Annotated in this window: 33 protein-coding genes and 1 other annotated feature; all 33 genes read right to left on the bottom strand. The window is 57.6% G+C overall.

Annotated elements, in window-relative coordinates; all coding sequences use genetic code 11:
• Positions 1-3: 3 nt before the first annotated feature.
• Positions 4-402 (bottom strand): 30S ribosomal protein S8, encoded by a 399-nt coding sequence (gene rpsH / locus BTUS_RS00870; protein WP_013074238.1) that lies wholly within the window; start codon positions 400-402, stop codon positions 4-6.
• Between the two features lie 47 nt (positions 403-449).
• On the bottom strand, positions 450-635 hold the full coding sequence (locus BTUS_RS00865; protein WP_013074237.1) for a type Z 30S ribosomal protein S14: 186 nt from the start codon (positions 633-635) through the stop codon (positions 450-452).
• 29 nt (positions 636-664) lie between these two features.
• Positions 665-1210 carry a 50S ribosomal protein L5 gene (rplE, locus tag BTUS_RS00860; RefSeq protein WP_013074236.1) on the bottom strand — a complete coding sequence of 182 codons (546 nt, stop codon included), beginning with the start codon at positions 1208-1210 and terminating at the stop codon, positions 665-667.
• Positions 1211-1232: 22 nt separating this feature from the next.
• Positions 1233-1547, bottom strand: a complete 315-nt coding sequence (gene rplX, locus BTUS_RS00855; protein WP_041304594.1) for a 50S ribosomal protein L24 — start codon at positions 1545-1547, stop codon at positions 1233-1235.
• An 81-nt stretch (positions 1548-1628) separates the two neighbouring features.
• On the bottom strand, positions 1629-1997 hold the full coding sequence (gene rplN / locus BTUS_RS00850; RefSeq protein ID WP_013074234.1) for a 50S ribosomal protein L14: 369 nt from the start codon (positions 1995-1997) through the stop codon (positions 1629-1631).
• Positions 1998-2024: 27 nt separating this feature from the next.
• Positions 2025-2291: a 30S ribosomal protein S17 gene (gene rpsQ / locus BTUS_RS00845; protein WP_013074233.1), complete on the bottom strand. Its 267-nt coding sequence runs from the start codon at positions 2289-2291 to the stop codon at positions 2025-2027.
• Positions 2292-2310: 19 nt separating this feature from the next.
• The gene (rpmC, locus tag BTUS_RS00840) at positions 2311-2508 is read right to left on the bottom strand and encodes a 50S ribosomal protein L29 (protein WP_013074232.1); all 198 of its coding nucleotides are present in this window, start codon (positions 2506-2508) and stop codon (positions 2311-2313) included.
• Positions 2498-2932, bottom strand: coding sequence for a 50S ribosomal protein L16 (gene rplP / locus BTUS_RS00835; RefSeq protein ID WP_013074231.1), 435 nt, complete (start codon positions 2930-2932; stop codon positions 2498-2500). The genes rpmC and rplP overlap by 11 nt, the downstream gene beginning before the upstream one ends.
• A gap of 2 nt (positions 2933-2934) precedes the next feature.
• Entirely contained in the window at positions 2935-3615 is a 681-nt protein-coding gene (rpsC, locus tag BTUS_RS00830; protein ID WP_013074230.1) for a 30S ribosomal protein S3, read from the bottom strand.
• A 6-nt stretch (positions 3616-3621) separates the two neighbouring features.
• Positions 3622-3963, bottom strand: coding sequence for a 50S ribosomal protein L22 (gene rplV, locus BTUS_RS00825; protein ID WP_013074229.1), 342 nt, complete (start codon positions 3961-3963; stop codon positions 3622-3624).
• Between the two features lie 28 nt (positions 3964-3991).
• A complete protein-coding gene (gene rpsS / locus BTUS_RS00820) occupies positions 3992-4273 on the bottom strand; it encodes a 30S ribosomal protein S19 (RefSeq protein WP_013074228.1) in 282 nt (93 codons plus the stop codon).
• 42 nt (positions 4274-4315) lie between these two features.
• Entirely contained in the window at positions 4316-5146 is an 831-nt protein-coding gene (rplB, locus tag BTUS_RS00815; protein WP_013074227.1) for a 50S ribosomal protein L2, read from the bottom strand.
• Between the two features lie 31 nt (positions 5147-5177).
• Positions 5178-5468, bottom strand: a complete 291-nt coding sequence (gene rplW / locus BTUS_RS00810) for a 50S ribosomal protein L23 (RefSeq protein ID WP_013074226.1) — start codon at positions 5466-5468, stop codon at positions 5178-5180.
• Complete coding sequence (rplD, locus tag BTUS_RS00805; protein ID WP_013074225.1) at positions 5468-6091, bottom strand: 50S ribosomal protein L4; 624 nt, start codon at positions 6089-6091, stop codon at positions 5468-5470. Before rplD ends, rplW begins: the two co-directional genes overlap by 1 nt.
• 26 nt (positions 6092-6117) lie before the next feature.
• Positions 6118-6750 (bottom strand): 50S ribosomal protein L3, encoded by a 633-nt coding sequence (rplC, locus tag BTUS_RS00800; protein ID WP_013074224.1) that lies wholly within the window; start codon positions 6748-6750, stop codon positions 6118-6120.
• A gap of 30 nt (positions 6751-6780) precedes the next feature.
• On the bottom strand, positions 6781-7089 hold the full coding sequence (gene rpsJ, locus BTUS_RS00795; RefSeq protein WP_013074223.1) for a 30S ribosomal protein S10: 309 nt from the start codon (positions 7087-7089) through the stop codon (positions 6781-6783).
• 272 nt (positions 7090-7361) lie between these two features.
• Entirely contained in the window at positions 7362-8552 is a 1191-nt protein-coding gene (tuf, locus tag BTUS_RS00790; protein WP_013074222.1) for an elongation factor Tu, read from the bottom strand.
• A gap of 39 nt (positions 8553-8591) precedes the next feature.
• On the bottom strand, positions 8592-10667 hold the full coding sequence (gene fusA, locus BTUS_RS00785; RefSeq protein ID WP_013074221.1) for an elongation factor G: 2076 nt from the start codon (positions 10665-10667) through the stop codon (positions 8592-8594).
• A 97-nt stretch (positions 10668-10764) separates the two neighbouring features.
• A complete protein-coding gene (gene rpsG, locus BTUS_RS00780; RefSeq protein WP_013074220.1) occupies positions 10765-11235 on the bottom strand; it encodes a 30S ribosomal protein S7 in 471 nt (156 codons plus the stop codon).
• Between the two features lie 32 nt (positions 11236-11267).
• Entirely contained in the window at positions 11268-11684 is a 417-nt protein-coding gene (gene rpsL, locus BTUS_RS00775) for a 30S ribosomal protein S12 (RefSeq protein ID WP_013074219.1), read from the bottom strand.
• A gap of 108 nt (positions 11685-11792) precedes the next feature.
• On the bottom strand, positions 11793-12053 hold the full coding sequence (locus BTUS_RS00770) for a 50S ribosomal protein L7ae-like protein (protein WP_013074218.1): 261 nt from the start codon (positions 12051-12053) through the stop codon (positions 11793-11795).
• Positions 12054-12138: 85 nt separating this feature from the next.
• Positions 12139-15789, bottom strand: coding sequence for a DNA-directed RNA polymerase subunit beta' (gene rpoC, locus BTUS_RS00765; RefSeq protein ID WP_013074217.1), 3651 nt, complete (start codon positions 15787-15789; stop codon positions 12139-12141).
• 33 nt (positions 15790-15822) lie between these two features.
• Positions 15823-19350: a DNA-directed RNA polymerase subunit beta gene (rpoB, locus tag BTUS_RS00760; protein ID WP_013074216.1), complete on the bottom strand. Its 3528-nt coding sequence runs from the start codon at positions 19348-19350 to the stop codon at positions 15823-15825.
• Positions 19351-19577: 227 nt separating this feature from the next.
• Positions 19578-20216 carry a class I SAM-dependent methyltransferase gene (locus BTUS_RS00755; protein WP_052300504.1) on the bottom strand — a complete coding sequence of 213 codons (639 nt, stop codon included), beginning with the start codon at positions 20214-20216 and terminating at the stop codon, positions 19578-19580.
• Positions 20217-20293: 77 nt separating this feature from the next.
• Positions 20294-20665: a 50S ribosomal protein L7/L12 gene (rplL, locus tag BTUS_RS00750; protein WP_013074214.1), complete on the bottom strand. Its 372-nt coding sequence runs from the start codon at positions 20663-20665 to the stop codon at positions 20294-20296.
• Positions 20666-20693: 28 nt separating this feature from the next.
• Positions 20694-21251: a 50S ribosomal protein L10 gene (gene rplJ, locus BTUS_RS00745; RefSeq protein WP_013074213.1), complete on the bottom strand. Its 558-nt coding sequence runs from the start codon at positions 21249-21251 to the stop codon at positions 20694-20696.
• Positions 21244-21393 (bottom strand) — a sequence feature (ribosomal protein L10 leader region). (Overlaps the previous gene by 8 nt.)
• Positions 21394-21405: 12 nt before the next feature.
• Positions 21406-22110: a 50S ribosomal protein L1 gene (gene rplA, locus BTUS_RS00740; RefSeq protein WP_013074212.1), complete on the bottom strand. Its 705-nt coding sequence runs from the start codon at positions 22108-22110 to the stop codon at positions 21406-21408.
• A gap of 51 nt (positions 22111-22161) precedes the next feature.
• Positions 22162-22587: a 50S ribosomal protein L11 gene (rplK, locus tag BTUS_RS00735; protein ID WP_013074211.1), complete on the bottom strand. Its 426-nt coding sequence runs from the start codon at positions 22585-22587 to the stop codon at positions 22162-22164.
• A 54-nt stretch (positions 22588-22641) separates the two neighbouring features.
• Positions 22642-23175 (bottom strand): transcription termination/antitermination protein NusG, encoded by a 534-nt coding sequence (nusG, locus tag BTUS_RS00730; protein ID WP_041304592.1) that lies wholly within the window; start codon positions 23173-23175, stop codon positions 22642-22644.
• Between the two features lie 55 nt (positions 23176-23230).
• Positions 23231-23452 carry a preprotein translocase subunit SecE gene (gene secE / locus BTUS_RS00725; protein WP_013074209.1) on the bottom strand — a complete coding sequence of 74 codons (222 nt, stop codon included), beginning with the start codon at positions 23450-23452 and terminating at the stop codon, positions 23231-23233.
• Positions 23453-23471: 19 nt separating this feature from the next.
• Entirely contained in the window at positions 23472-23621 is a 150-nt protein-coding gene (rpmG, locus tag BTUS_RS17260; protein ID WP_013074208.1) for a 50S ribosomal protein L33, read from the bottom strand.
• 296 nt (positions 23622-23917) lie between these two features.
• Positions 23918-25333 (bottom strand): transposase family protein, encoded by a 1416-nt coding sequence (locus BTUS_RS00720; RefSeq protein WP_013074186.1) that lies wholly within the window; start codon positions 25331-25333, stop codon positions 23918-23920.
• The gene (locus BTUS_RS00715) at positions 25330-26238 is read right to left on the bottom strand and encodes a Druantia anti-phage system protein DruA (protein ID WP_013074207.1); all 909 of its coding nucleotides are present in this window, start codon (positions 26236-26238) and stop codon (positions 25330-25332) included. Before BTUS_RS00715 ends, BTUS_RS00720 begins: the two co-directional genes overlap by 4 nt.
• Positions 26239-26302 lie beyond the last annotated feature (64 nt).

Genomic DNA, 26302 nt, shown 5'->3' with positions numbered 1-26302 from the left:
TATTCACCACACGTAGCAAATGACTTCGCCGCCCACACCGTTTCGCCGCGCATCTTTATCGGTCATAATCCCCCGGGACGTCGATAGAATAGCCAAGCCCAGTCCGCCCAAAACCCTGGGCACGCCGTCATTCTTCACGTACACACGGCGGCCGGGTTTGCTGATCCGCTTCAGTCCGGTGATCACCCGCTCATTGTTCGGCCCGTACTTGAGGAACACCCGAATCATGCCCTGTTTGTTGTCGGGGATAAATTCAGCGTCCCGGATGAACCCTTCTTCTTTTAGGATGTTCGCGATGGCACGCTTCACGTTGGACGCCGGAATCTCGACCTTCTCATGCCCGACCAGGTTGGCGTTACGGATGCGCGTCAACATATCGGCGATCGGATCGGTCATCACCATGGCAATTACCCTCCCTCCTGAACCCGTCAACGGTCAAAACTTTTCCCTCACCAACTTGCCTTCTTGACCCCCGGCAACCGCCCTTGATAGGCGAGTTCCCGGAAGCAGATCCGGCAGACGCCAAATTTGCGCAAGACCGCGTGCGGACGGCCACACAGCTGGCAGCGGGTGTACGCCCGAGTCTTGAACTTCGGCTTGCGCTGCGCCTTCACGATCATCGATTTTTTCGCCACGCAGCACACCTCCCCCTGGTATCGGTGGATCAGCTCGCCCGAAAGGGCATACCCAACTGCGCCAACAGCTCCCGGGCCTCTTCATCGCTGTCCGCTGTGGTTACGATGATGACCTCCAGGCCGCGAACTTTGTCGATTTTATCGTAATCGATCTCCGGGAAAATCAGTTGTTCCCGAAGTCCTAGACTATAGTTTCCGCGCCCGTCAAAACCCCTGGGCGACACGCCGCGGAAGTCTCGAACCCGCGGCAACGCGACGTTGAACAGCTTATCCAGAAAATAATACATCCGCTCTCCGCGCAAAGTGACCTTGACTCCGATGGGCATTCCCGTCCGCAGCTTGAAGCTGGCCACGGACTTGCGAGCCCAGGTGACCACGGGTTTCTGGCCGGAGATCGCCGTCAAATCATCAACCGCCGCATCGAGAGCCTTCGGGTTCTGAACCGCCTCCCCAAGTCCGATGTTGAGGACCACCTTCTCAACCTTCGGAACCTGCATCACGTTCCTGTAGCCGAATCTCTGCATGAGGGCGGGAATCACATCCCGCTTGTACCGCTCTAACAATCGGGGCGCCACACGTACACCCTCCTTTCGCCGATCACTTATCTAAGATTTCACCGGACTTCTTCGCGTACCGGACCTTTTTGCCATCCGCAAGAATCTTCATCCCCACCCGAGTCGGTTCACCGGTTTTCGGGTCCACGATCATCACGTTTGAAACGTGAAGGGGGGCTTCCTTGGAGATGATGCCTCCCTGGGGATAAGTGGGATTTGGCTTCATATGGCGCTTGACCATGTTCACACCTTCCACAAGCACCCTCTGCTTTTTCGGATAAGCCGCCAGCACGCGGCCCTTTTTCCCTTTGTCCTTGCCGGCGATCACCGCCACCATGTCGCCCTTTTTGATCCGCATCTTGGTTTGGGACATCCCGCCACCACACCTCCTCGTTCCTTCCCGGTCCGGGGTCGATACCCTGGTCGAGCAAGGCTCTTGTTACAACACTTCGGGAGCCAGTGAAATGATCTTCATGAAATCCCGATCTCGGAGTTCTCGGGCCACCGGCCCAAAAATCCGCGTGCCCCGCGGACTTTTGTCTTCTCGAATGATCACTGCTGCGTTTTCGTCAAAGCGGATATAACTGCCGTCCGCCCGTCGCACTCCCCGTCGGGATCGCACGACCACCGCCTTGACCACATCCCCTTTTTTGACAACGCCGCCGGGTGTTGCGCTTTTCACCGAGGCGACAATGATATCGCCGATGTTCGCCGTCTTCCTGTTTGATCCGCCCAGAACCCGGAAACACATGATCTCCTTGGCCCCGGAATTGTCGGCCACCACCAGTCTGGTTTGCGGCTGAATCATCGTACCCCCTCCTTTCCCAAGCGAGAATTACAGGACTTCTGCCCGCTCCAAAATCTCCACGAGGCGCCAACGCTTCTCCTTGGAAAGGGGCCGTGTCTCCATAATCTTGACCGTGTCCCCGACCCTGGCCTCGTTATTCTCATCGTGCGCCTTAAACTTGGTCGTCCGCTTTACGGTTTTCCCGTACAGTGGGTGGGTCACGCTCTGGACCACCGCCACGACAATGGTTTTATCCATCTTATCGCTGACGACCCTGCCAATCCGTGTCTTGCGCTGATTCCGCTCTTCGCTCACCGTGCTCCCCCTTTCCGCCTCAGCGAATTCCGAGTTCCCTTTCCCGAAGGATCGTCTTCGCCCGGGCAATGTCCTTTTTTACCTGCCGAATCCGCATGGGATTGTCGAGTTGTCCCGTGGCCAATTGAAACCGCAGGTTGAACAGTTCCTCTTTGAGGTCATTGACCTTATCCTGAATTTCATCATCGCTGAGGTGCCGCAAGTCCTTAGGCTTCATGGCTGTCACCACCCATCTCACCCCTGGTCACAAACTTCGTCTTGATGGGGAGCTTGTGAGAAGCGAGGCGCATCGCTTCCTTCGCCACTTCTTCCGGAACGCCTGCCAGCTCAAATAGGATGCGCCCAGGCTTCACCACGGCAACCCACTGCTCCGGGGATCCTTTTCCGCTTCCCATACGGGTCTCCGCCGGCTTTTTCGTCACGGGCTTGGCCGGGAAGATCTTGATCCATACTTTTCCGCCCCGGCGGATATAACGGGTCATGGCAATTCGCGCCGCCTCGATCTGCCGGTTGGTGATCCACGCAGGTTCCAAAGCCTGAAGGCCGTATTCGCCAAAGGCAATCTCGTTGCCGCCCTTCGATCGGCCTTTCAGGCGCCCGCGGTGCTCTTTCCGATGTTTGACGCGTTTGGGCATCAGCATCTCTACTTGCCCCCTTCCTCTCCGCTCGACTTCTCCGCGTTCCGATCCCCTTTAACCGGAAGAATCTCCCCGCGATAAATCCACACCTTTACACCAATTCGCCCATACGTGGTGTGGGCCTCGGCCAGCGCATAATCGATATCGGCGCGCAGAGTGTGAAGAGGAACCGTCCCTTCAGAATAGCCTTCAGTACGGGCGATCTCCGCTCCGGCCAGCCGCCCGGAGACCTGGATTTTCACACCCTTCGCCCCGGCTCGCATCGTGCGCTGGATCGCCTGCTTCATGGCCCGACGGAACGCCACGCGTCGTTCCAATTGGGAAGCCACGTTCTCTGCGACGAGCTTGGCGGACAACTCCGGGTTTTTCACTTCAGCGATATTGATGTGTACCCGTTTTCCGGTCATGTGCGCCAACGCCGCCCGCAGAGCTTCGACCTCGGTACCGCCTTTGCCGATCACCATCCCGGGCTTCGCCGTGTGAACAGTGATGTTCACGCGGTTGGCCGCCCGCTCGATCTCCACCGCGGAGACCGCGGCATCTTTCAATCGCTTAAAAATATAGTCGCGAATCTTTACGTCTTCGAGAAGGAGCTTCCCGTATTCCTTCTTGCCGGCGTACCATTTCGATTCCCAGTCACGAATGATTCCAATGCGCAGCCCGACCGGACTCACCTTTTGCCCCATGCAGTTCTATCCCTCCTTTTTCTCACTGACGACCACTGTGATGTGGCTCGTGCGCTTGTGAATCGGAAAAGCGCGGCCTTGAGCGTGCGGCTGAAACCGCTTTAACGTGGGGCCTGGATCGACGCAGATTTTACTGATATAGAGCCGCTCGACGTCCATATCGTAATTGTGTTCGGCATTAGCCACAGCGGAGCGGAGCACTTTTTCCACCACCGGCGAGGCCGCCTTGGGGGTGTGCTTCAGAATTGCCAGCGCTTCACCCACCGACTTCCCACGGATCAGATCCACAACGAGGCGGGCTTTGCGCGGCGAGATGCGAATATACCTCGCCACTGCTGTCGCTTCCATCCTCTTCCCCTCCTTCCGTCATCCCGGGTTACCGACTGCGGGACGACTTTTCGTCTCCTGCATGTCCCTTGTACGTCCTGGTCGGCGCAAATTCTCCCAGCTTATGGCCGACCATGTCCTCGGTAATGTACACGGGCACATGCTTGCGGCCGTCGTGCACCGCGAGGGTGTGGCCTACGAATTGTGGAAAAATGGTCGACCTCCGGGACCAGGTTTTGATGACCTTCTTCTCCCCTTTCGCGTTCATCTCCTCGATCTTCTTCAGGAGATACGCGTCGCAAAAGGGACCTTTCTTTAAGGACCGCCCCATCCTTCCGCCTCCTTTCCTATTGACCCGATTGATCCGACGACCTCATTTCTTACGAGGCCGGACAATGTACTGATCGCTTGGCTTGTTCTTCTTGCGAGTTTTTTTGCCGAGAGTGGGTTTACCCCAAGGGCTAACCGGCGCTTTGCGGCCGATGGGAGATCGCCCTTCACCGCCACCGTGGGGGTGGTCCACGGGATTCATGACGACACCCCGGACCGTCGGCCGTTTACCCATCCATCGGGATCGCCCGGCTTTGCCGATGCTCACATTTTCGTGATCGAGGTTGCCGACTTGGCCGATTGTCGCCCGGCACTCCAATCGGATCAACCGCACTTCTCCGGAGGCCAGCCGAACATGGGCGTACGCTCCTTCTTTTGCCAGCAGCTGGGCCTCGGTGCCTGCAGCCCTCACCAACTGACCGCCAGCCCCCGGTTTTAACTCGATGTTGTGGATAATGGTGCCCACCGGGATGTTCGCCAATGGCAACGCATTCCCCACTTTGATGTCCGCCTGCGGCCCGGAGTGGATCGTGTCTCCCACGGACAAGCCGTGAGGAGCGAGAATGTACCGCTTCTCCCCATCCGCATAATGGATGAGAGCAATATTGGCAGATCGGTTTGGATCGTATTCAATCGAAGCAACGCGTCCGGGAATGCCATCCTTGTCGCGTTTAAAATCAATGATGCGATATTTTCGCTTTGTGCCCCCGCCCCGATGACGAACGGTCAGCCTGCCTTGGTTGTTGCGACCTGCGTGTTTTTTCAGGGGAGCGAGCAACGACCGTTCCGGTTCGTCGGTGGTAATTTCGTCAAAGGTCGACACCGTCATGAATCGCCGGCCGGCAGAGGTCGGTTTGAACTTTTTAATCGGCATCTAGACTCCCTCCTTTTCTGTGGGGATCGGATCACGCTCCGTCAAAGATCTTGATCTCCTTCGAGTCCTGGGTCAACGTGACCACGGCCTTCTTCCGTTCTGCCGTATAACCGGTGTGCCGCCCGTACCGTTTCTTTTTGCCGGGTACGCGGATCGTGTTGACCTTCGCGACCTTCACGTCGAAGATCGCTTCTACCGCTTTTTTGATCTCCACTTTGTTCGCCCGCGGGTCCACAAAAAAGGTATATTTTCGCAATGCCATCTGGTCGGTACTTTCCTCGGTGACCACGGGTCGAAGGATGATGTCATAGGGGCTTTTCATCAGGCGAACACCTCCTCGATCCGCTTTACAGCAGCCGTCGTGACAACGAGGTGATCGTGGTGTAAAAGATCGACCACATTGATATCCGTCGCCGGGAGGTATTTCACACCCGGGATGTTCCGGGCTGACAGGTGTGCGGGCTGGTTGAGACCTTCTCCGACCACCAGCGCCTTGCCCGGCACCTTCAGATTAGACAGGATGCGGATCATTTCTTTGGTTTTCGGAGCCTCGATTTGGAGGGAATCCAGGACGATCAGGCTACCCTCGGACACCTTCGAGCTGAGGGCGCCGCGAATCGCCAGACGGCGGAGCTTCTTGGGCAGCCGCATTGAAAAATCCCGGGGTTGGGGTCCAAAAACCGTGCCGCCCCCCACCCATTGCGGCGCGCGAATGCTGCCCTGCCGAGCCCGGCCCGTCCCTTTTTGGCGCCATGGCTTGCGCCCGCCGCCGCGCACCAGGGCTCGGTTCTTGGTGGCCCGGGTGCCTTGTCTCGCGTTGGCCAACTGAGCCACCACCGCCTGGTGAAGCACTGCCGGCTTGACGTCCACTCCAAACACTTTTTCCGATAACTCAAGTTCGCCGACCTGCTCTCCCGCCGCATTGTATACCGCAACTTTTGGCACTGGGCTTTCCTCCTTTCCGGGTGTAGTCACTTCACCGCTGCTTTGACCGCCGATTTCACGATCACATAACTGTTCCGGGGGCCCGGTACCGCACCTTTTACAAGGAGCAGGTTGCGCTCGGGATCGGCCTGGATCACTTCCAGGTTTTGAACGGTCACCCGCTCTCCGCCCATTCGGCCGGGCAGGGTCTGGCCCTTAAACACCCGGTTGGGCGCGATGGAGCCCAGGGAACCCACGCCCCGGTGATATTTTGAGCCGTGGGCCATGGGGCCGCGCGCCTGATTGTGGCGCTTGATCGTGCCCGCGTAGCCTTTACCTTTGGAGGTCCCGGTGACGTCCACCAGTTCCCCCGGAGCGAAAACGTCCGCCCGCAATTCCTGCCCCACTTCATATTTCGCGATATCGACGTTGCGGATCTCGCGAATATATTTCTTCGGAGTCGCCCCGGACTTGGCTGCGTGGCCAGTCTCCGGCCGGTTTGCCCGCCGGCCCTTTTTGTCGGCAAACCCCAACTGGATCGCTACATACCCGTCGGTTTCCACGGTTTTCTTTTGCAGGACAATGCACGGACCCGCTTCGATGACGGTCACCGGGACCACGCGTCCATCCTCCCGGAACACCTGGGTCATGCCGAGTTTCCGTCCCAAGATACCTTTCATGATTCCACCTCCTCGACCTTGCGGAGTTCGTCAGAGTTTGATCTCAATGTCCACGCCGGATGGGAGATCCAGTCGCATCAGCGCATCCACCGTTTGAGGCGTGGGGTTGACGATGTCGATCAGCCGTTTATGAGTCCGCATTTCGAACTGCTCCCGGGAGTCCTTATACTTGTGGGGAGCCCGGAGAATGGTGATCACCGACCGCTCTGTGGGCAGCGGCACTGGTCCCGAGACTCCTGCACCGGAGCGTTTGGCCGTCTCGACGATCTTCTCCGCAGACTGATCGAGAATACGATGGTCAAAGGCTTTGAGGCGGATTCGAATCTTTTGCTTCGCCATATGAGTATCCCTCCTTTGTCGCCCAATTCTCTGGACCTACTCCGCAAAAATTCCCCGATTGGTGCCCATATGGCCCGGCACATCGGCAACCTTTTGCTTCATCGCAGCAAGTGCCCAACAGTCAAAATTATACTATAAGGCCTCCGTGAAACTCAACCGAAATTTTTCAGCCACAAAAGAGAGAAAGGCGTCAACCTCCTTGAGACCGCTCATGGGCGGCGGACGGCAGGAAAAAGTCGGGCCCGAAGGCCCGACCGTTTCCGACCCGCCAGTTATTGCAGGATCGCCGTGACGGCCCCAGCCCCCACCGTTCGGCCGCCTTCCCGAATGGCAAAGCGGGTTCCTTCCTCCAGGGCGATCTGGCTAATCAGTTCCACTTCCATCGTGACGTTGTCCCCCGGCATAACCATCTCGGTGCCTTCGGGGAGTTTGACAACACCGGTCACGTCCGTGGTCCGAAAATAGAACTGCGGGCGATATCCGTTAAAGAACGGGGTGTGCCGGCCGCCTTCCTCCTTGGTCAAGACATAGACCTGAGCTCGGAATTTGGTGTGAGGTTTGATGCTTCCGGGTTTCACCAACACCTGGCCGCGCTCCACCTCTTTGCGATCGACACCCCGCAGCAGAACGCCAATGTTATCGCCGGCCACCGCCTCATCGAGCAGTTTCCGGAACATCTCTACGCCGGTTACGACAGTTTTCTTCGGCTCTTCCCGCAGCCCGACGATCTCGACCTCATCCCCGACTTTGACCTTTCCGCGCTCGACCCTGCCCGTGGCCACCGTTCCGCGGCCGGTGATCGTGAACACGTCTTCCACCGGCATCAGGAAGGGCTTGTCGACTTCCCGCTCGGGGGTCGGAATGTATTCATCGACAGCGTTCATGAGCTCTTCGATCTTATCCGCCCAGGGGCCGTTGGGATCTTCGAGCGCCTTGAGCGCAGAACCCCGAATCACCGGGACGTCATCGCCGGGGAACTCATATTCGTTGAGCAGATCCCGGACCTCCATTTCAACCAGTTCCAACAGCTCCTCGTCATCCACCATGTCGCATTTGTTCAGGAAGACGACGATGTAGGGCACGCCAACCTGTCGCGCCAGGAGGATGTGTTCCCGGGTCTGAGGCATCGGGCCATCCGCCGCCGACACCACCAGGATGGCACCGTCCATCTGAGCGGCTCCGGTGATCATGTTCTTCACATAGTCCGCGTGTCCCGGGCAGTCCACGTGGGCATAGTGCCGCTTCTCGGTCTCATACTCCACGTGAGCGGTATTGATGGTAATGCCGCGTTCCTTTTCCTCCGGGGCCTTGTCGATCTCATCGTACTTCGTGGCTTGGGCGCGCCCGTGTTTCGCCAAGACCGCAGTGATCGCCGCGGTCAGCGTGGTCTTGCCGTGGTCGACGTGACCGATCGTCCCGATATTGACGTGGGGCTTGGTGCGCTCGTACTTTTGTTTCGCCATGGGTTTCAACTCCCTCTTGTAATAATCGTTTGGTGAAGCTCATTCGCCCTTAGATTTGGCGATGATCTCCTGGGCCACAGACTTGGGTACTTCCTCGTAGCTGTAAAACTCCATACTGTAAACGCCCCGGCCTTGAGTTCGGGAACGCAGGTTGGTCGCGTAGCCGAACATCTCCGCCAAGGGGACGTAACCACGAATCACTTGGGCACCGGCCCGGGTCTCCATCCCTTCGATGCGTCCCCGCCGGGAATTGATGTCGCCCATGATATCCCCCATATACTCCTCCGGCACAATGACCTCGACCTTCATGATCGGTTCGAGGAGATAGGGGTCTGCCTTGGCAGCGCCTGATTTCAGCGCCATGGAGCCTGCAATCTTGAAGGCCATCTCCGAAGAGTCGACATCGTGATAGGACCCATCCACCAAGGTCGCCTTCATATCGATAAGCGGATACCCCGCGACCACGCCGTTTTGCATGGCCTCATGGATCCCTTCATCCACAGCCGGAACGTATTCCTTGGGGACCACGCCGCCGACAATCTTGTTCTCGAACACGTAGCCCTGGCCGCGCTCAAGAGGTTCGAGTTCGAGCCACACGTGGCCGTACTGACCGCGTCCACCGGATTGACGGACGAACTTGCCTTCCACCTTGACTTTCTTCCGGATGGTTTCCTTATAAGCCACCTGGGGTTTACCCACGTTGGCCTCGACTTTGAACTCCCGCTGCAGGCGATCGACGATGATCTCCAAGTGGAGTTCTCCCATGCCGGCAATAATCGTTTGCCCCGTCTCCTGGTCCGTCCAGGTCCGGAAGGTGGGGTCTTCTTCCGCCAGCTTTTGAAGGGCTAGCCCCATCTTATCTTGGTCTGCCTTGGTTTTCGGCTCAATGGCGACCCGAATGACCGGCTCGGGAAATTCCATCGATTCCAGGATGACGACGTTTTTATCGTCGCAAAGAGTGTCCCCGGTAGATGTATCCTTCAAGCCAACGGCGGCCGCGATATCCCCGGCGTACACCGTGTCGATGTCCTCCCGATGATTCGCGTGCATCCGAACGATGCGTCCGATCCGCTCCCGTTTGTTCTTTGTGGAATTTAGGACATAGGATCCAGAACTTAGGGTCCCGGAGTACACCCGGAAGAACGCCAATTTGCCGACATAGGGGTCGGTCATGATTTTAAAAGCCAAGGCCGAAAAAGGTTCGTCGTCCCCCGAATGGCGCTCCACTTCGTTCCCTTCTGAATCTGTGCCACGAACCGGCGGAATATCCACCGGAGATGGCAGGAAATCGACAATGGCGTCCAGCAACAGCTGAACCCCTTTGTTCCGGTAGGAAGAGCCGCACAATACCGGAACGATCTTTCCGGAAATCGTTCCCGCCCTCAGAGCACCTTTGATTTCATCGACGGTGATCTCCTCACCCTCGAGGTATTTCATCATCAAATCTTCATCGACCTCAGCCACGGCTTCCAGCAGGTTCTGACGATATTCCTCGGCACGGTCCTTGTACTCCGCCGGGATCTCCCGGGCTTCGCTACGGGTGCCGAGATCGTCGAGGTAGTAATACGCCTGCATGCTGACGAGGTCAATCATCCCTTCAAAGGCATCCTCCGCCCCGATGGGGAGTTGAATAGGGACAGCGTTGGCTCCCAGCCGTTCCTTCATCTGACTCACGGCGCGATAGAAATCCGCGCCGATGATGTCCATCTTGTTCACATACGCGATGCGCGGCACATGGTACTTATCGGCTTGGCGCCACACCGTCTCGGACTGGGGTTCAACGCCGCCCTTGGCGCAAAAAACGCCAACAGCCCCGTCGAGTACCCGGAGCGAGCGTTCCACCTCGACGGTAAAGTCCACGTGTCCGGGCGTGTCAATAATATTAATGCGGTGCCCCTTCCACTGGCACGTCGTGGCGGCGGACGTAATGGTGATCCCCCGCTCCTGCTCTTGAACCATCCAGTCCATGGTGGCAGCGCCTTCATGGACCTCACCGATCTTGTGCACCCTGCCGGTGTAAAACAGAATCCGCTCCGTGGTCGTGGTTTTTCCCGCGTCAATGTGGGCCATGATACCGATGTTCCGCGTTTTCTCCAGCGGGAATTCCCTGGCCATCCCATGTTCCCCCTTTCTTTACAGAGTCGCGCCGGCTCCATCGATCAGCGAACTGACAACCCTTGACATCACCCAGCGGCTGTGGGATAACCCCGAATCACCATCGGTAATGTGCAAAAGCTTTGTTCGCCTCCGCCATCCGGTGGGTATCGTCCTTCTTCTTCACCGCGCCACCGGTCCCGTTGGCCGCATCGAGAATCTCATTGGCGAGCCGCTCCCGCATCGACTTTTCGTTGCGTTCCCGCGCGTAATTCACCAGCCACCGCAGGCTCAAAGTCACCCGTCGCTCCGGGCGGACCTCGACGGGAACTTGGTAGTTCGCCCCTCCGACCCGTCGAGCTTTAACCTCCAGGACGGGCATGGTGTTTTTCACTGCTTGTTCGAACACTTCCAGTGGATCCCGGCCTGTCCGTTCCCGGACCAGGTCAAAGGCGCCGTAGACGATCCGTTCCGCCAGACCCCTTTTGCCGTCCATCATGACCTTATTGATGAGGCGAGTCACGAGCTTGCTATCGTATATCGGGTCCGGCATGACATCCCTCTGGGGCACCGGTCCTTTTCTCGGCATATTGATCCCTCCTTCCCGCCTTCACACGCTCATCACTTCTGCTTCGGCCGTTTCGCACCGTACTTGGACCGTCCTTGCATCCGGTCTTTCACGCCGGCTGCATCCAACGTTCCCCGCACGATATGGTACCGCACCCCCGGGAGATCTTTGACCCGGCCCCCCCGCACGAGAACGACCGAGTGTTCTTGAAGGTTGTGACCAACCCCGGGAATATAGGCTGTCACTTCAATCCCGTTTGTCAAGCGAACCCGGGCGTACTTTCGCAGCGCCGAATTCGGCTTTTTCGGCGTCATCGTGCCGACACGGGTGCACACGCCGCGCTTCTGAGGAGAAGGAAGATCAGTCTCTTCCTTGGTGAAGGTATTGTATCCCTTCAACAACGCGGGTGCAGTGGACTTTTTCTCCACGATCTTACGCCCTTGGCGCACCAATTGATTAATGGTCGGCATGCCGACACCCCCTTCCCGCATTCACGATCGAACGGTCAGCCCCGCGCCCGGCGGGAGATCCTCAGCAAGGCCCCGCCGGGCCGCCACCCCATGATCAAGAAGAGACCTTCAACTCCAGTTCTCTTCGATGATCGCCGCAGCAGCGGCACCCACGTCAATTCCACAGGCTTTGCCAAGTTGTTTCATGGAATCGACCCATACAAGGCTCACTTGCTTTTGCTCACACAACGCCACCACGCGCGCCACCACATGCCGGTCGGCGTCCTTTGCCACGTAAACCTCAACGGGACTCTTCTCCTGTAAAGCTTTGAGAGTTTGATTGGTGCCGATGACGATCCGTTTGGCGCGCTTTAATCGGTCATAAGGCATCCAACCGCCTCCTCAGACACCGGCCGTGGACACACTCAGATATATTAGCACCCGGCGTTAAGCGGTGTCAACTTGTGAATCCCGTTTATTCCGTGACGGTTTCCGCCTCGACGTCCTCTTCCCAGCCGGGGTTTTCTTCATCTTCCACCGCCGGCTCCGGCAGTGCCTCCTCCTCCAATGTCAAGCCCCGGTAGCGCGCCATTCCCGTCCCCGCCGGGACCAACTTCCCGATGATCACATTTTCCTTCAACCCAAGCAGCCGGTCGACCTTTCCTTTGATCGCCGCATCGGTGAGGACCCGGGTCGTCTCTTGGAATGACGCCGCCGACAAGAACGAATCGGTCTCCAGAGAAGCCTTGGTGATCCCGAGGAGAGCCGGGCGAGCAATTGCCGGTTCGAGGCCGCTGGCAAAGGCCTGGCGGTTCGCTTCCTCGTAATCCCGGAGATCCACGTAAGTCCCCGGAAGCAGATCGGTATCCCCGCTATCCACGATTCGAACCTTGCGCAACATCTGGCGAATCATAACCTCGACATGCTTGTCATTGATGTCTACCCCCTGAAGCCGGTAGACGCGCTGGACTTCCCGGAGAAGGTAATTCTGGACCCCCTTCAGTCCTTTGACCCGGAGCATATCCTTGGGATCGACAGACCCTTCGATCAACTCGTCCCCGGCCTCCACCATTTGACCCACGATCACCCGGATCCGGGAACCATAGGGGACCGCGTACACCTTCGTTTCCTTTTCGCCCGCGATCTCGATCTCCCGTTTATCTTTGCCGTCCCGGATGTCGGCCACGGTCCCATCAATCTCGGTGATCACCGCCTGGCCCCGGGGATTCCTCGCTTCAAAAAGCTCCTGGACGCGAGGCAACCCCTGAGTGATATCGTCCCCGGCCACGCCGCCGGTGTGGAACGTCCGCATCGTCAACTGGGTGCCCGGCTCCCCGATGGACTGGGCCGCGATGATTCCCACCGCCTCGCCGATCTCCACCATCTTGCCCGTGGCGAGATTCCGGCCGTAACACCGCACACACACCCCATGTTTCGTGCGGCAGGTCAGGACCGTCCGAATGACGACCTTCCGGATGCCCGCTTCAACAATGGCCCGCGCTTTGTCTTCATCGATCAGCTCGTTGCGATGGACGATGACCTCGCCGGTCTCAGGATGATGGACATTCTGAAACGCCACTCGCCCATTGATCCGATCGAACAGGTCTTCGATGACTTCCCGACCATCCCGAATCTCATCCACTTCAAACCCCTTGTCGGTGCCGCAGTCTTCCTCTCGAACGATGACATCTTGGGCGACGTCCACCAGGCGCCGGGTCAAATACCCCGAGTCTGCCGTCCGCAGGGCTGTGTCCGCGAGACCTTTCCGAGCTCCGTGAGTAGAAATAAAATACTCCAACACCGTTAGACCTTCCCGGAAGTTCGATTTAATCGGCAGCTCGATGATCCTGCCCGAGGGATTGGCCATCAGCCCGCGCATCCCGGCCAATTGCGTAATCTGGGACACGTTACCCCGTGCACCGGAGTTGGCCATCATATAGATCGGGTTAAAGTGATCCAAAGAGCGCATCAGGACGTCGGTCAGATCGTCTTTGGCCTTCCCCCAGATGGAGATCACCCGTCCGTACCGTTCATCCTCGGTGATCAGGCCCCGGCGGTACTGATTCTGCACCACCTGCACGTTCTTTTCAGCCTCGGCGAGAATCTCTTCCTTCTCCTCGGGAACGGTGATGTCCGCCACGGAGATGGTAATACCCGCCTTGGTGGAATAGTGAAATCCGAGTTTCTTGATGCGGTCCAAGATCACGGCGGTCTCCGTGGTCCCGTATCTCCGGAAACAATCGGCGATGATCGAACCGAGATAGCCCTTTACAACTGCTTGGGAATCGGCCACATTCAAGTCGCGAATTCGGGCCGACACATCCGCGCCTTTTTCGAAAATAAAGTAGCGATCTGGAGTCCCCTTGAGCAGATTTTCCATACTCCCGGTATTGATGTACGGAAAGTCCGCCGGGAAAATCTCATTAAAGATCAGCTTCCCCACCGTCGTAATCAAGAGAGCGCGCTGTTGAGCCGCGGTCAATGACGTCTTGTTGAGAGAAGCGGCCGGCAGGGCAATGCGGCTGTGCAATCCAACGATCCCCCGCTCATAGGCGGCGATCGCCTCATTGGGATCGGCGAAAATCCGCCCTTCGCCTTTCCCGCCCTCCTTTTCAATGGTCAGGTAATAACTTCCCAGAACCATATCCTGGGTTGGCGTGACCACTGGCTTCCCGTCTTTCGGGTTTAAAATGTTGTGGGCCGCCAACATCAAAATTCTCGCCTCGGCTTGGGCTTCCGCCGAAAGCGGCACGTGGACGGCCATTTGGTCCCCGTCAAAGTCGGCGTTGTACGCGGTGCACACCAGCGGGTGGAGCTTGATGGCCCGCCCCTCCACCAATACGGGTTCAAAGGCTTGAATGCCCAGGCGATGCAAGGTGGGCGCGCGGTTCAACAGGACGGGATGCTCCCGGATAACGTCCTCCAGCACATCCCACACCTCGGGAGAGACGCGCTCCACTTTCCGTTTCGCACTCTTGATATTGTGGGCCAGCCCCTGACTCACCAGTTCTTTCATCACAAAAGGTTTGAACAGCTCCAGGGCCATCTCCTTGGGCAGACCGCATTGGTACATCTTCAACTCTGGGCCCACCACGATCACCGAGCGCCCGGAATAATCGACGCGCTTGCCGAGGAGATTCTGCCGGAACCGCCCCTGCTTCCCTTTCAGCATATGGGAGAGGGATTTCAGCGGTCGATTCCCCGGCCCGGTCACCGGCCGACCCCGGCGCCCATTGTCGATGAGGGCGTCCACCGCTTCCTGAAGCATCCGTTTTTCGTTTTGAACGATAATGTCTGGAGCACCCAGGTCCAGGAGCCGCTTGAGCCGGTTGTTCCGGTTGATCACCCGCCGGTACAGATCGTTCAAATCAGACGTTGCAAATCTTCCCCCGTCCAGTTGTACCATTGGGCGCAATTCCGGCGGAATGACCGGCAATACGTCGAGGATCATCCACTCCGGGCGATTGCCGGACTGGCGGAAGGCCTCCACCACCTCCAGGCGCTTGATGGCCCGGTTTCGGCGCTGGCCTTGGGCGGTGCGAAGCTCTTCTTTGAGCTGCTCCGCTTCTTTGTCCAAATCGATCTCTTGGAGAAGCTTTTTGATCGCTTCTGCGCCCATCCCCGCCTCAAAGGCATACCCGTATTTCTCCCGATAGCTGCGGTACTCCTTTTCCGAAAGAAGTTGTTTTTTCTCAAGAGGCGTGTCTCCGGGATCGGTCACGACATAGGAGGCAAAATAAATCACCTCCTCCAAGGCCCTGGGGGACATATCCAATACCAAGCCCATGCGGCTGGGGATCCCTTTAAAATACCAAATATGCGAGACCGGCGCCGCCAGTTCGATATGTCCCATCCGCTCCCGCCGGACTTTCGCCCGGGTGACTTCCACACCGCAGCGGTCGCAGACCACCCCTTTGTATCGAACCCGTTTGTATTTGCCACAGTGGCACTCCCAATCCCGGGTGGGGCCGAAAATTTTCTCGCAAAAGAGACCCTCTTTTTCCGGTTTCAACGTGCGGTAATTGATCGTCTCGGGTTTTTTGACTTCACCGTGCGACCACGAGCGAATCTTTTCCGGCGATGCCAGGCCGATCTTCATGAACTCGAAGTTGTTGACGTCCAACAAGGAGCGTTCCTCCCTTTTCCCTGGGCTTCTCCCTCAATCCTCACCGGTTTCGCGGGCTTCGAGATTCAGGTGAAGTTTATCTTCTTCGTCATCGTCAGACTCCCGCATGATGATCTCCTGTTCGTCTTCGGAGAGGATTTTGACGTCCATCGCAAGGCTTTGCAGTTCCTTGATCAACACTTTAAACGATTCCGGAACCCCGGGCTCCGGCACGTTCTCGCCTTTGACGATCGCCTCGTACGTCTTGACGCGCCCCACGACGTCGTCCGACTTCACTGTGAGAATCTCCTGCAGCGTATAGGCCGCTCCGTAGGCCTCCAGAGCCCAGACCTCCATCTCTCCGAATCGCTGGCCGCCAAACTGCGCCTTGCCCCCCAGAGGCTGTTGGGTGACCAAGGAGTACGGGCCCGTGGATCGGGCGTGGATCTTGTCATCCACCAGGTGGTGAAGTTTCAACATGTAGACGTACCCGACTGTCACCCGGTCGTCGAAGGGCTCCCCGGTGCGGCCATCGTACAGGACCGTCTTCCCATCCCGGTCGAGGCCGGCTTCTTCTAACGCATCAAAAATGTCGTGCTCTGTGGCGCCATCGAACACCGGGGTGGCCATGCGCAGCCCCATGGCTTTTGCCACCATGCCCAAATGGGTTTCCAGCACCTGTCCGATGTTCATTCGGGAAGGCACCCCGAGGGGATTCAAGACGATTTCCACCGGCGTCCCGTCGGGCAAGAAGGGCATGTCTTCCTCGGGGAGGATTCGGGCGATCACGCCTTTATTGCCATGACGTCCCGCCATCTTATCCCCTTCGGAAATCTTTCGCTTTTGGGCGATGTACACCCGGACCAACTGGTTGACCCCCGGGGGCAATTCATCCCCGTTTTCCCGGGTGAACACCTTCACGTCTACGACAATCCCGGCCCCGCCGTGGGGAACCCGAAGGGAAGTGTCCCGGACTTCCCGGGCCTTCTCTCCAAAAATGGCGTGAAGCAACCGCTCTTCCGCGGTCAGTTCCGTCATGCCCTTCGGCGTGACTTTGCCGACCAGGATATCCCCGGCGTAAATCTCCGCTCCAATGCGGATGATCCCCCGATCATCCAGGTGTCGCAGGGCATCTTCCCCGACATTCGGAATGTCCCGGGTGATCTCCTCGGGTCCCAGCTTGGTGTCTCGGGCTTCAGCCTCGTATTCCTCGATATGAATCGACGTGTAGACATCCTCCTTGACCAACTTCTCGCTGAGGAGGATGGCATCCTCGTAGTTGTAGCCCTCCCAGGTCATGAAGGCCACCAGCACGTTCCGGCCAAGGGCGAGCTCTCCTTGGTCAGTCGCCGGGCCGTCGGCGATGATGTCGCCGGCTTGCACCTTTTCGCCTTTGCGGACAATCGGACGCTGATTGATACAGGTGCCCTGATTGGAACGCCGGAACTTCAGCAGTTTATATTTGTCCAGGTCTCCGGACACGACTTTGCCATCGACTTCCTCCTGTACCCGGATCCAAATTTCATCGGCGGTCACCCGCTCCACCACACCGCCCCGTTTCGCCACGGTACATACCCCGGAATCCTTGGCCGCCTTATACTCCATACCCGTACCGACGAAAGGAGATTCGGTAACAAGCAAGGGCACTGCTTGTCGCTGCATGTTCGACCCCATCAAGGCACGGTTGGCGTCATCATTTTCCAAGAATGGGATCAACGCCGTGGCCACGGAAACCACCTGTTTAGGAGACACGTCCATGTAATCGATTCGGGAGCGGGGAAACATGCCGATCTCTTCTTTATATCGGGCGATGACCTGTTCTTGGGTGAACCTTCCATCTTCGTCCAGTTCCGCATTGGCCTGGGCGATCACATAATTGTCCTCCTCGTCCGCCGTCAGGTAATGGATCTCGTCGGTCACCACACCCGTTTCCGGGTCCACCCGGCGGTACGGCGTTTCAATAAACCCGTATTCGTTAATCCGGGCGTAGGAGGAGAGGGAATTGATCAAGCCAATGTTCGGCCCTTCCGGAGTTTCAATCGGGCACATCCGCCCATAGTGAGAATGGTGAACGTCCCGCACCTCAAACCCCGCCCGTTCTCGGGTTAAGCCCCCAGGACCCAGAGCCGATAAACGGCGTTTATGGGTCAATTCCGCCAGGGGATTGGTTTGATCCATGAATTGGGATAACTGGCTAGAACCGAAAAACTCTTTGATGGCAGCAATCACCGGCCGGATGTTGATCAGCGCTTGGGGCGTGATGGCGTTGGCATCCTGGATGGACATACGCTCCCGAACCACTCGCTCCATCCGGGACAGGCCAATTCGGAACTGGTTTTGCAGCAGTTCCCCCACCGACCGAAGACGACGATTCCCCAAGTGGTCGATATCGTCAATATCTCCCACCCCGTGAAGAAGGTTGAGAAAATAGTTGACCGATGCGATGATATCGGCCGGCACGATGTATTTCACCGACTTATCCACCATGCCATTGCCAATGACCTTGATGACCTGGCCTTCTACAAGCGGGCTGAATATCCGCACCTCTTGAAGGCGAATCACATCGTCCTCCACCACCCCGGAGGATTTGCGATACTCCTTCATATTCATGCCGGCCTCCAGGGCCGGAACCACTTTGTCCAGCAAGCGCCGGTCCAGAACCCGCCCCGATTCAGCCACAACTTCCCCGGTTCGGGGGTCCACCAAGTCCTCGGCCAAACGCTGATTTAACAGACGATTCTTCAGATGAAGCTTTTTATTGATCTTGTATCGGCCGACATTCGCCAAGTCGTACCGCTTGGGATCGAAAAACCGGGACTTCAACAGCGCCCGGGCATTCTCCAAAGTCGGCGGCTCACCCGGCCGGAGCCGGTCATAAATCTCCAGCAGCGCCTTCTCCACGCTGTCGGTGTTATCCTTTTCCAGGGTGTTGCGCAAGTACTCATCTTCTCCGAGAAGATGTACAATGTCGGCATCGGTGGAGAAACCGAGCGCCCTGAGGAGCACTGTCACCGGGATCTTCCTCGTGCGATCGATTCGAGCGTAGATCACGTCCTTCGTGTCAGTCTCGAGCTCCAACCAAGCGCCTCGATTGGGAATGACTGTAGCCCCATAGGTGCGTTTTCCATTCTTATCCGCTTTCGCGTTAAAATACACGCTGGGCGAACGCACCAGCTGGCTGACAATCACCCGTTCAGCACCATTGATAATAAACGTTCCGGTCTCGGTCATGAGAGGAAAATCCCCCATGAACACTTCTTGTTCTTTGACCTCGCCGGTCTCCCGATTGATCAGCCGAACTTTGACGCGCAGGGGCGCCGCATAGGTTACATCTCGTTCCTTGGACTCTTCGACCGAATACTTCGGTTCTCCCAGGGTGTAATCTACGAACTCCAGCACCAGGTTCCCCGTGAAATCGGTAATCGGCGAAATGTCTTGAAACATCTCCCGGAGTCCTTCTTCGAGAAACCATCGGTACGAATTCTGTTGAATCTCAATGAGATTCGGCAATGGGAGAACCTCATGAATCCGCGCGAAGGACCATCGTTTGCGACGACCATAGTCGACGAGCTGCCCGCGCAATGCTGTCACCCCTCACACCTTGTCGTGGATGGCTGCCCCTTGTCGACCTCAGATTGCCCCATAAACAAAAAATGGGTCGTATTCACAGGTGAGTCAGCCCATCTGTCGTCCCGCCACACTGCTGCCATTATGCTATAGGGATTTCCAATTCCGCACGCAATTATGCGCAAACAACACAGTACATCTTAGTCCGCATTGTATAAAGATATCACAGACGCTCAACCGGGTCAAGAGCCCGATTCGGGCGATTCGGGCAGATTCACAGGCTCCATGCACCGGTATACGTGAAACCCGGCGCTGCGGGCCACATCCGAAACCTCCCGAAAATGCCGAGCCAGTTCCCGCTTCAAGCTATCCGCCCCTTGCTTCTTCTGGACGACCACCCACACCTGGCCTTTATCGGCGAGGTGGCCGGCGGCTTCCGACAACAGTCGGTACACCTGCTCTTTGCCGGCCCGGATGGGAGGATTGCAATACACGCGGTCAAACCGCCGATCCCCGAGGCCAGCGAATCCGTCACTGACGTACACCTCAACCCGCTGGAGCCGGAGTCGCCGGGCGTTTTCCTTGGCCAACTCCACCGCCCGTTCGTTGATGTCCGCCATGGTGACTTGGACCCCGGGTTCAAGCAAAGCCGCGGCAATCCCAATGGGGCCGTAGCCGCAGCCCAAATCCAAAACTCGGCCACGCTTGGGCACGTCCATCGATTCAATGAGCAGCCGGGTTCCATAATCCACTCGATGACGGGAAAATACCCCAGTATCGGTCATCAGCATCACATCCAAGCCCCGCACTCGCAAGGCCACGGCCCGGCGCTCGGAAGGCGCCCCGGGCTGCGAGACAAAATACTGATCCCCCACACCCATCCCCTCGCCAACCATTCTAAAAGCAAAATCCTGCCCGAACAGTGCTGACCCGGGCAGGATATGCTCGAAAACCTTTGTTACTTAATCTCAACGGACGCGCCGGCATCTTCCAGTTTCTTCTTGACGGTCTCGGCCTCTTCTTTCGAAACCTTCTCCTTCACCGGCTTCGGCGCATTGTCCACCAGGTCTTTCGCCTCTTTAAGACCCAGTCCAGTGATCTCCCGCACCACTTTGATCACATTGATCTTCGAGCCCCCAGGTGCGGTGAGGATCACATCGAATTCGGTCTGTTCTTCCACAGCCTCCGCCGCACCACCGGCCGCTCCGCCCATCACAGCCACCGGGGCCGCCGCCGTCACGCCGAACTCCTCCTCGATCGCTTTGACCAAATCATTCAGTTCGAGCACGGACATGCCCTTGATCGCCGCGATAATGTCCTCTTTCGTCATTCCAATCCCCCTCCTGAATTCCTGGTTATCAGGCCTCGGAAGCCGCAGCTCCACCCGTTTCTTTCTGCTCAGCGATCTGCTTCACAGCATAGGCCAAATTGCGCATCGGCGCCTGCATGACGCTCAGCAGCATCGACAACAGACCCTCCCGGGGAGGCAGTTTTGCCAAGGCATCCACCCCTGCGGCATCCACCGCTTTCCCCTCGATAAGTCCGCCCTTGATCTCCAAAGCCTTGTGATCTTTGGCAAACTCGCTGAGAATCTTCGCAGGCACGACCACATCGTCAAAACCGAAGGCGATGGCCGTAGGACCCGTCAAATGCTGATCCAAATCCTGAACTTGAACAGCTGCGGTGGCTCTGCGGGTCAACGTATTCTTCACGACTTTAAACTCCACGCCCGCTTCCCGCAACCGCTTGCGCAGCTCTGTCATCTCGGCGACATTCAACCCCCGATAATCGGTGATGATCGCCGCCCGAGCATCCCGCAATTTCGCAGTAATCTCCTCAACCGCCTGGACTTTCTCCGGCCGTACGGCCACTGCCCGCACCTCCTCGCTTCCCACACCGCCTCGCCGCCAAGGCATGAAAAAAGCCTCCGCAGACGGAGGCGACACATGGCTTCCCGAGGACTTCCTTTCGGATGTCCGTTCCACGTGATTCAGCCTCGGCAGGATGATTAAGTGCCTTCTGCACCCCTGCTGTCTACGGCGCAACGGGATGTGGTTTTTTCATCTACCCTCAGGATACAACGGCCACCGCCTTGGTCGGATTGACCCTCACCCCAGGGCCCATCGTCGAACTAACGGCCACGCTACGGATGTATTGCCCTTTGGCCGCCGCGGGTTTTGCCTTTTGCAAGGCATCCATCAGCGCGTGGAAATTCTCGACGAGGTGCGCCGTCTCAAAGGAAACCTTTCCAATCGGCGCATGAATATTCCCCGCCTTGTCCACGCGGTACTCAATCTTCCCGGCCTTGATCTCCTGGACCGCCCGTTCAACGTCGAAGGTCACTGTACCCGTCTTGGGATTGGGCATCATCCCTTTTGGCCCCAGGATACGGCCCAGACGGCCCACCGCCCCCATCATATCCGGAGTCGCCACCGCCACATCAAAATCAAGCCATCCCTGTTGGATTCGGGCAATCAATTCATCATCCCCGACGATGTCCGCACCGGCGGCCTCGGCTTCTTTCGCTTTCTCGCCCTTAGCGAACACCAGCACACGAACCGTTTTCCCTGTACCATGGGGTAACACCACCGCACCTCGAACCTGCTGATCCGCCTTTTTCGGATCGACGCCCAGGCGCACCGCGACCTCCACCGTTTCATCGAACTTGGCTTTCGCCAGTTGTTTCACCAAAGCCAGGGCCTCTTCGGGATCATAGAGGCGATCCCGGTCGACAGACTTCACCGCTTCCTCATACCGTTTTCCCATATGGGCCATGTGTCTACCTCCTTCGTGGTCCCTTCGGCGCGAACCTCCCACGATAACCCGTCAATCTTCGACGGTAATGCCCATGCTTCGGGCCGTGCCCTCGATCATGCGCATCGCAGCCTCCACCGAGGCCGCATTGAGATCCTGCATCTTCATCTCTGCAATCTCGCGCACCTTGGCTCGCTTGACAACAGCCACTTTCTTTTTATTCGGCTCTCCGGACCCGCGTTCGACGCCGGCCGCCTTCTTCAACAAATCGGATGCCGGCGGAGTCTTGGTTTCGAACGTGAAGGACCGATCTTCAAACACGCTGATGACCACGGGAATAACCATGCCCGCTTGGTCCGCCGTGCGGGCGTTGAACTCTTTGCAAAAGCCCATGATATTCACACCCGCCTGTCCAAGAGCAGGACCCACAGGCGGCGCGGGTGTCGCCTTTCCGGCTGGAATCTGCAGTTTGACCACTTTGATGATCTTTTTCGCCAACGACTTTCACCTCCTTCACCCGACGGAGGATCTCGCCAAAACGTCTTCACACCATTAAATCTTCTCCACCTGAGAAAACTCCAACTCCAACGGCGTGTCCCGCCCGAACATGGAAACAAGCACCCGAACCTTCTGCTTTTCAGGATACACTTCCTCGATGCTCCCGACGAAGTCAGCAAAAGGCCCCTCCACGACCCGGACCGCATCCCGGACGTGAAGATCGACCCGTTCCTTCGGTTCATCCATTCCCATCTGTTTCAAGATCGCCCGAACCTCGGCGGGATGAAGGGGAATCGGTTTGGAGCCAGCTCCTGTGGAACCCACAAAGCCGGTGACTCCGGGCGTGTTTCTCACCACATACCACGAGTCGTCCGTCATGATCATCTCCACCAGCACATAGCCGGGAAACACTTTCTTCATGACCGCCCGTTTCTTGCCGTTCTTCGTTTCGATCTCTTCCTCGGTTGGCACCAAAACGCGAAAAATCTTATCCTCCATATTCATGGACAGGACGCGCTTTTCCAAGTTCGTTTTCACTTTGTTCTCGAACCCGGAATAGGTGTGAACGACATACCACCGCTTTTCCAGTTGTTCCATCGGAATCCCGGGCGTATAACGCCCACCCTCCCCTGCGGTTGTAGTCCTACCTCGTCCCCAGGCCGATGGCGTTCAGGAACAAGGAGAAAAGAAGATCGAAAAGATAGATCAGAACGGCCATGACGATCACCGTGGTGATCACGACAATGGTATAGCTAACCAGTTCCTTCCGATTCGGCCAACGCACCCGTCTGAGTTCGCCGACCACGTCCCGAAAATACCCCACCACCCGGGACGAGCCATTGCGCACGGCTTCTACAAATCCCATAGTTCCCCTCGCCGCCGGACTACCGAGTCTCCCGGTGCAGGGTATGCTGATTGCACCAGCGGCAGAACTTCCTGCGCTCGAGCCGGTCCGGATTGTTCTTCTTGTTCTTGCGCGATACGTAATTGCGATGTTTACATTCCGTACACGCAAGGATGATATTGACGCGCAACCGTGACACCTCCAGGAAATGGCCCGATGATCCAGCCGGATACCCCAAATACACTATCACAGCCAGACTTTGGTGTCAACCCTGCTGGCGCCTTCCCAGTGCTGACGCATGAACCGGTGTAGAAAAAATTCGGAGGCAGCTGAGGCGGCCCCGGAGTCTGAATCCCTTCTGCCTGTAGGGTGTCCTTGTAAAGGAGAATCGCCGTGAATGACAGGGAAATCCATTTCTGTTGATAATTGGTTCACCAGAGGTTACACCTCCCCTCCCCCACAGAACGATATTGCAAGATATTCCTGTTAAAACGCCATCGTCAGCCGCGGAGGACCTTGGCAACGCGCCAGCAGCCAGTCCCGATCCATCCACCCCTGCGTCCAGCTTTCGTACAGAAACTTCAACGTCCCGCTAAAGCCCAGTTCCCGCACTTTCTTCATCAGCCCTTCGGTATGCAAGGCCATGACGTTCACCAGATGGCCGAGGTGCATCAGCACGTGCCAGTTTCGCATCGCCGTCCAGTCGGTGGAGTACAGGTGCTCATACTCGTATCCCCGGTGCTTCTCCGTCAGGATCTGTTCCTCAATGTCCCATCGGTGGCGTGCCGCACGATTGCAGCGGTTCACCACATTTTGTGCCGTCAGCGGCTGCCCGGACACCCACGCCCAATGCGCCTCCTGCTGCTTCCCCCCCTCTTCCCAAAACTCTGTACATCCCACGACATGCACCTTAAGCCGACGGTGCGCCCCGGAAGCCTCCCTGAAATCATAGTCGATCTGATTGATCCACCAAAAGATTTGCTCGCGATTGCCCCACCGGTGTCTCCGCTCGTTGGGTTCGATCTTTCTCAAGCCTTTGACCTCTTCCCACACACTGGGCAAACAGCTTTGGGGCAGGACAAACATAAAGTCCAGATGCAGATCCCGACACAGCGCCATCATCGGCCCGTTGGGGTACAGCCCGTCGGCCACCACCAAGATCCGCAATTTGGGAAACATCTTGCGCAGGCGGGTCAGCAGCCGTTTGCAGGCCTTCAGTTCACTGTCTTGCTTCTCGAACTCCTGCTGCTCAGCCGCATTCTCGCAAAACTCCGTGAGAAACGGGAGGACCACCCCTTGAGGGCTGACAAGGCTAGCCTCCAGGGCATAGGCCATGGACGAGACCTGGTTCTCCCCGTGCCGACGATGCAAAGCCTCCGAGGCCCAGGGCTGCCCCCGACTCGCCTTTTGGGTGCCGTCTATGGCGATCACGTATTGCTTCTCGACCAACAGCGCCTTCAGTCGTCCCGACCGCAGAAGGCGCTTCACCGTCGCCGTCATCACCTCCTCGAGCTCCCCCGGATTGATCCGTTCCAAGATCCGCTGCACCGTGTCCATATGCGGGATGGTTTCCACCTCCGGAAAGATCTCCCGAAAGTGTTCCCAAAACGTTGGACGCGTCAGTTCCCGATTGGCTCTTCTGCGGGAGGCATACTGAAAGATAAACATAAACAGCCCAAACGTCAGAAGCACAGTCAGTTTGTGCCGAATGCTCCCTGGACGTCGGGGGTCGGCAATCCGTGAAAACTTCTCCATCAAGCCCGGCAACAACGCTCGCCAAACCGGCAACTGGGCTTCCACGGCCGTTTGCCGGTCCGCTCGCTCCTCCTCGCTGTTTCGATACGAGCTTTTCCGATTCGGAAGGGTCCAGGGGTGAATCGACTCGGGATTCCGAAGCGTCATCTCGATTCCCCCCACTCGTCTTCCACAAGCTGTGGAAAGGGTTCGACCAACCGCTTCCGCCAGTCCCGCACCAGCGGATAGACCCAGATCGATTTCACGGACGTTCCATACTCGAAGAATCGATCCTGTCTTCCTCGTCCCGCCGTCTTCCCGATCTCGATCCAGTTGGCCGCTCGGTAGCAAGTTCCTGGATATTGGGGTTCGATAAACGTCTCCAAAAGAACCGGTTCAAACCCATAGCGCGCCTTCCAATCCGCTCGAATCCGCCGGGCCGCCAACGCAAGCGCATGACTGGCCAGATGGGGAATCTGTACACCCGGCAGAATCAGAAACCGATTGTTGTTCACGATTCGTGGGCGATACCGCCTGCGCTGCTCCGCCGTCCATCCGATCCACTGATCCCGTGCAGCCAGGGCCTTCGCCGCAGCCCCAAACAACATCGCCCCCACAATGACCGGTCCGTTTGGCCCCTGTGCCCGGATCCAGTACTGGATGCGGGCCCCGATCGCACGAAGGTACCCCAACGGGTGATACGTCGCCATGGTCGCGTTCCAGTCTGCCCGTTCTTCCGGACGGACCGGCTCCACGATGACCGGAAGGACATCCCGCAGGCACGCCTGAAGCTGGGTTTGTACCACCCCCCCTCTTCGTTCCCGGCACCCTCGGGGACCCTGGGCTCGCAAGGGCGGAAGAGTAATCACTCCTTTTTGCTCGAGTTTTAGAAGCAGCTTGTGGCAGGCTTCGACTTTCAGCCGGCCATTCGGAGACTTCCACGGCAGATTCTCACACAAGGTCGCCGCGATTTCCTCTCGACTCAAGCGGGAAAACCGCTGGACCGTGTTTCGAATCAATTCCAGGTCCGCCTCGCGAAACTCTCGGTCGCCAATCCAAAAGGGTACGTCCATCTGAGACTCACCTCTCGACATCATCTCCAAGGTTATCATCTCAGATGGGCTCAGAACTGTCCAG

Origin of the sequence: Kyrpidia tusciae DSM 2912 (assembly GCF_000092905.1) — a bacterium.
Lineage (GTDB): Bacteria > Bacillota > Bacilli > Kyrpidiales > Kyrpidiaceae > Kyrpidia > Kyrpidia tusciae.
The sequence above is the reverse complement of the archived record's forward strand: the minus strand, read 5'-3'. Positions and strand labels throughout refer to the sequence as shown.

Bases quoted from the DNA above. Each gene is read 5' to 3' on its own strand.
- rpsH (WP_013074238.1), bottom strand. From the start codon at position 402: ATGGTGATGACCGATCCGATCGCCGATATGTTGACGCGCATCCGTAAC.
- rplX (WP_041304594.1), bottom strand. From the start codon at position 1,547: ATGCGGATCAAAAAGGGCGACATGGTGGCGGTGATCGCCGGCAAGGAC.
- rplN (WP_013074234.1), bottom strand. From the start codon at position 1,997: ATGATTCAGCCGCAAACCAGACTGGTGGTGGCCGACAATTCCGGGGCC.
- rpmC (WP_013074232.1), bottom strand. From the start codon at position 2,508: ATGAAGCCTAAGGACTTGCGGCACCTCAGCGATGATGAAATTCAGGAT.
- rplP (WP_013074231.1), bottom strand. From the start codon at position 2,932: ATGCTGATGCCCAAACGCGTCAAACATCGGAAAGAGCACCGCGGGCGC.
- rpsC (WP_013074230.1), bottom strand. From the start codon at position 3,615: ATGGGGCAAAAGGTGAGTCCGGTCGGGCTGCGCATTGGAATCATTCGT.
- rplV (WP_013074229.1), bottom strand. From the start codon at position 3,963: ATGGAAGCGACAGCAGTGGCGAGGTATATTCGCATCTCGCCGCGCAAA.
- rpsS (WP_013074228.1), bottom strand. From the start codon at position 4,273: ATGGGGCGGTCCTTAAAGAAAGGTCCCTTTTGCGACGCGTATCTCCTG.
- rplB (WP_013074227.1), bottom strand. From the start codon at position 5,146: ATGCCGATTAAAAAGTTCAAACCGACCTCTGCCGGCCGGCGATTCATG.
- rplW (WP_013074226.1), bottom strand. From the start codon at position 5,468: ATGAAAAGCCCCTATGACATCATCCTTCGACCCGTGGTCACCGAGGAA.
- rplC (WP_013074224.1), bottom strand. From the start codon at position 6,750: ATGAAAGGTATCTTGGGACGGAAACTCGGCATGACCCAGGTGTTCCGG.
- rpsJ (WP_013074223.1), bottom strand. From the start codon at position 7,089: ATGGCGAAGCAAAAGATTCGAATCCGCCTCAAAGCCTTTGACCATCGT.
- tuf (WP_013074222.1), bottom strand. From the start codon at position 8,552: ATGGCGAAACAAAAGTACGAGCGCACCAAGCCCCACGTCAATATCGGG.
- fusA (WP_013074221.1), bottom strand. From the start codon at position 10,667: ATGGCCAGGGAATTCCCGCTGGAGAAAACGCGGAACATCGGTATCATG.
- rpsG (WP_013074220.1), bottom strand. From the start codon at position 11,235: ATGCCGAGAAAAGGACCGGTGCCCCAGAGGGATGTCATGCCGGACCCG.
- rpsL (WP_013074219.1), bottom strand. From the start codon at position 11,684: ATGCCGACCATTAATCAATTGGTGCGCCAAGGGCGTAAGATCGTGGAG.
- BTUS_RS00770 (WP_013074218.1), bottom strand. From the start codon at position 12,053: ATGCCTTATGACCGATTAAAGCGCGCCAAACGGATCGTCATCGGCACC.
- BTUS_RS00755 (WP_052300504.1), bottom strand. From the start codon at position 20,216: ATGGGTGTGGGGGATCAGTATTTTGTCTCGCAGCCCGGGGCGCCTTCC.
- rplL (WP_013074214.1), bottom strand. From the start codon at position 20,665: ATGACGAAAGAGGACATTATCGCGGCGATCAAGGGCATGTCCGTGCTC.
- rplJ (WP_013074213.1), bottom strand. From the start codon at position 21,251: ATGCCTTGGCGGCGAGGCGGTGTGGGAAGCGAGGAGGTGCGGGCAGTG.
- rplA (WP_013074212.1), bottom strand. From the start codon at position 22,110: ATGGCCCATATGGGAAAACGGTATGAGGAAGCGGTGAAGTCTGTCGAC.
- secE (WP_013074209.1), bottom strand. From the start codon at position 23,452: ATGGGATTTGTAGAAGCCGTGCGCAATGGCTCGTCCCGGGTGGTGGGG.
- BTUS_RS00720 (WP_013074186.1), bottom strand. From the start codon at position 25,333: ATGACGCTTCGGAATCCCGAGTCGATTCACCCCTGGACCCTTCCGAAT.
- BTUS_RS00715 (WP_013074207.1), bottom strand. From the start codon at position 26,238: ATGGACGTACCCTTTTGGATTGGCGACCGAGAGTTTCGCGAGGCGGAC.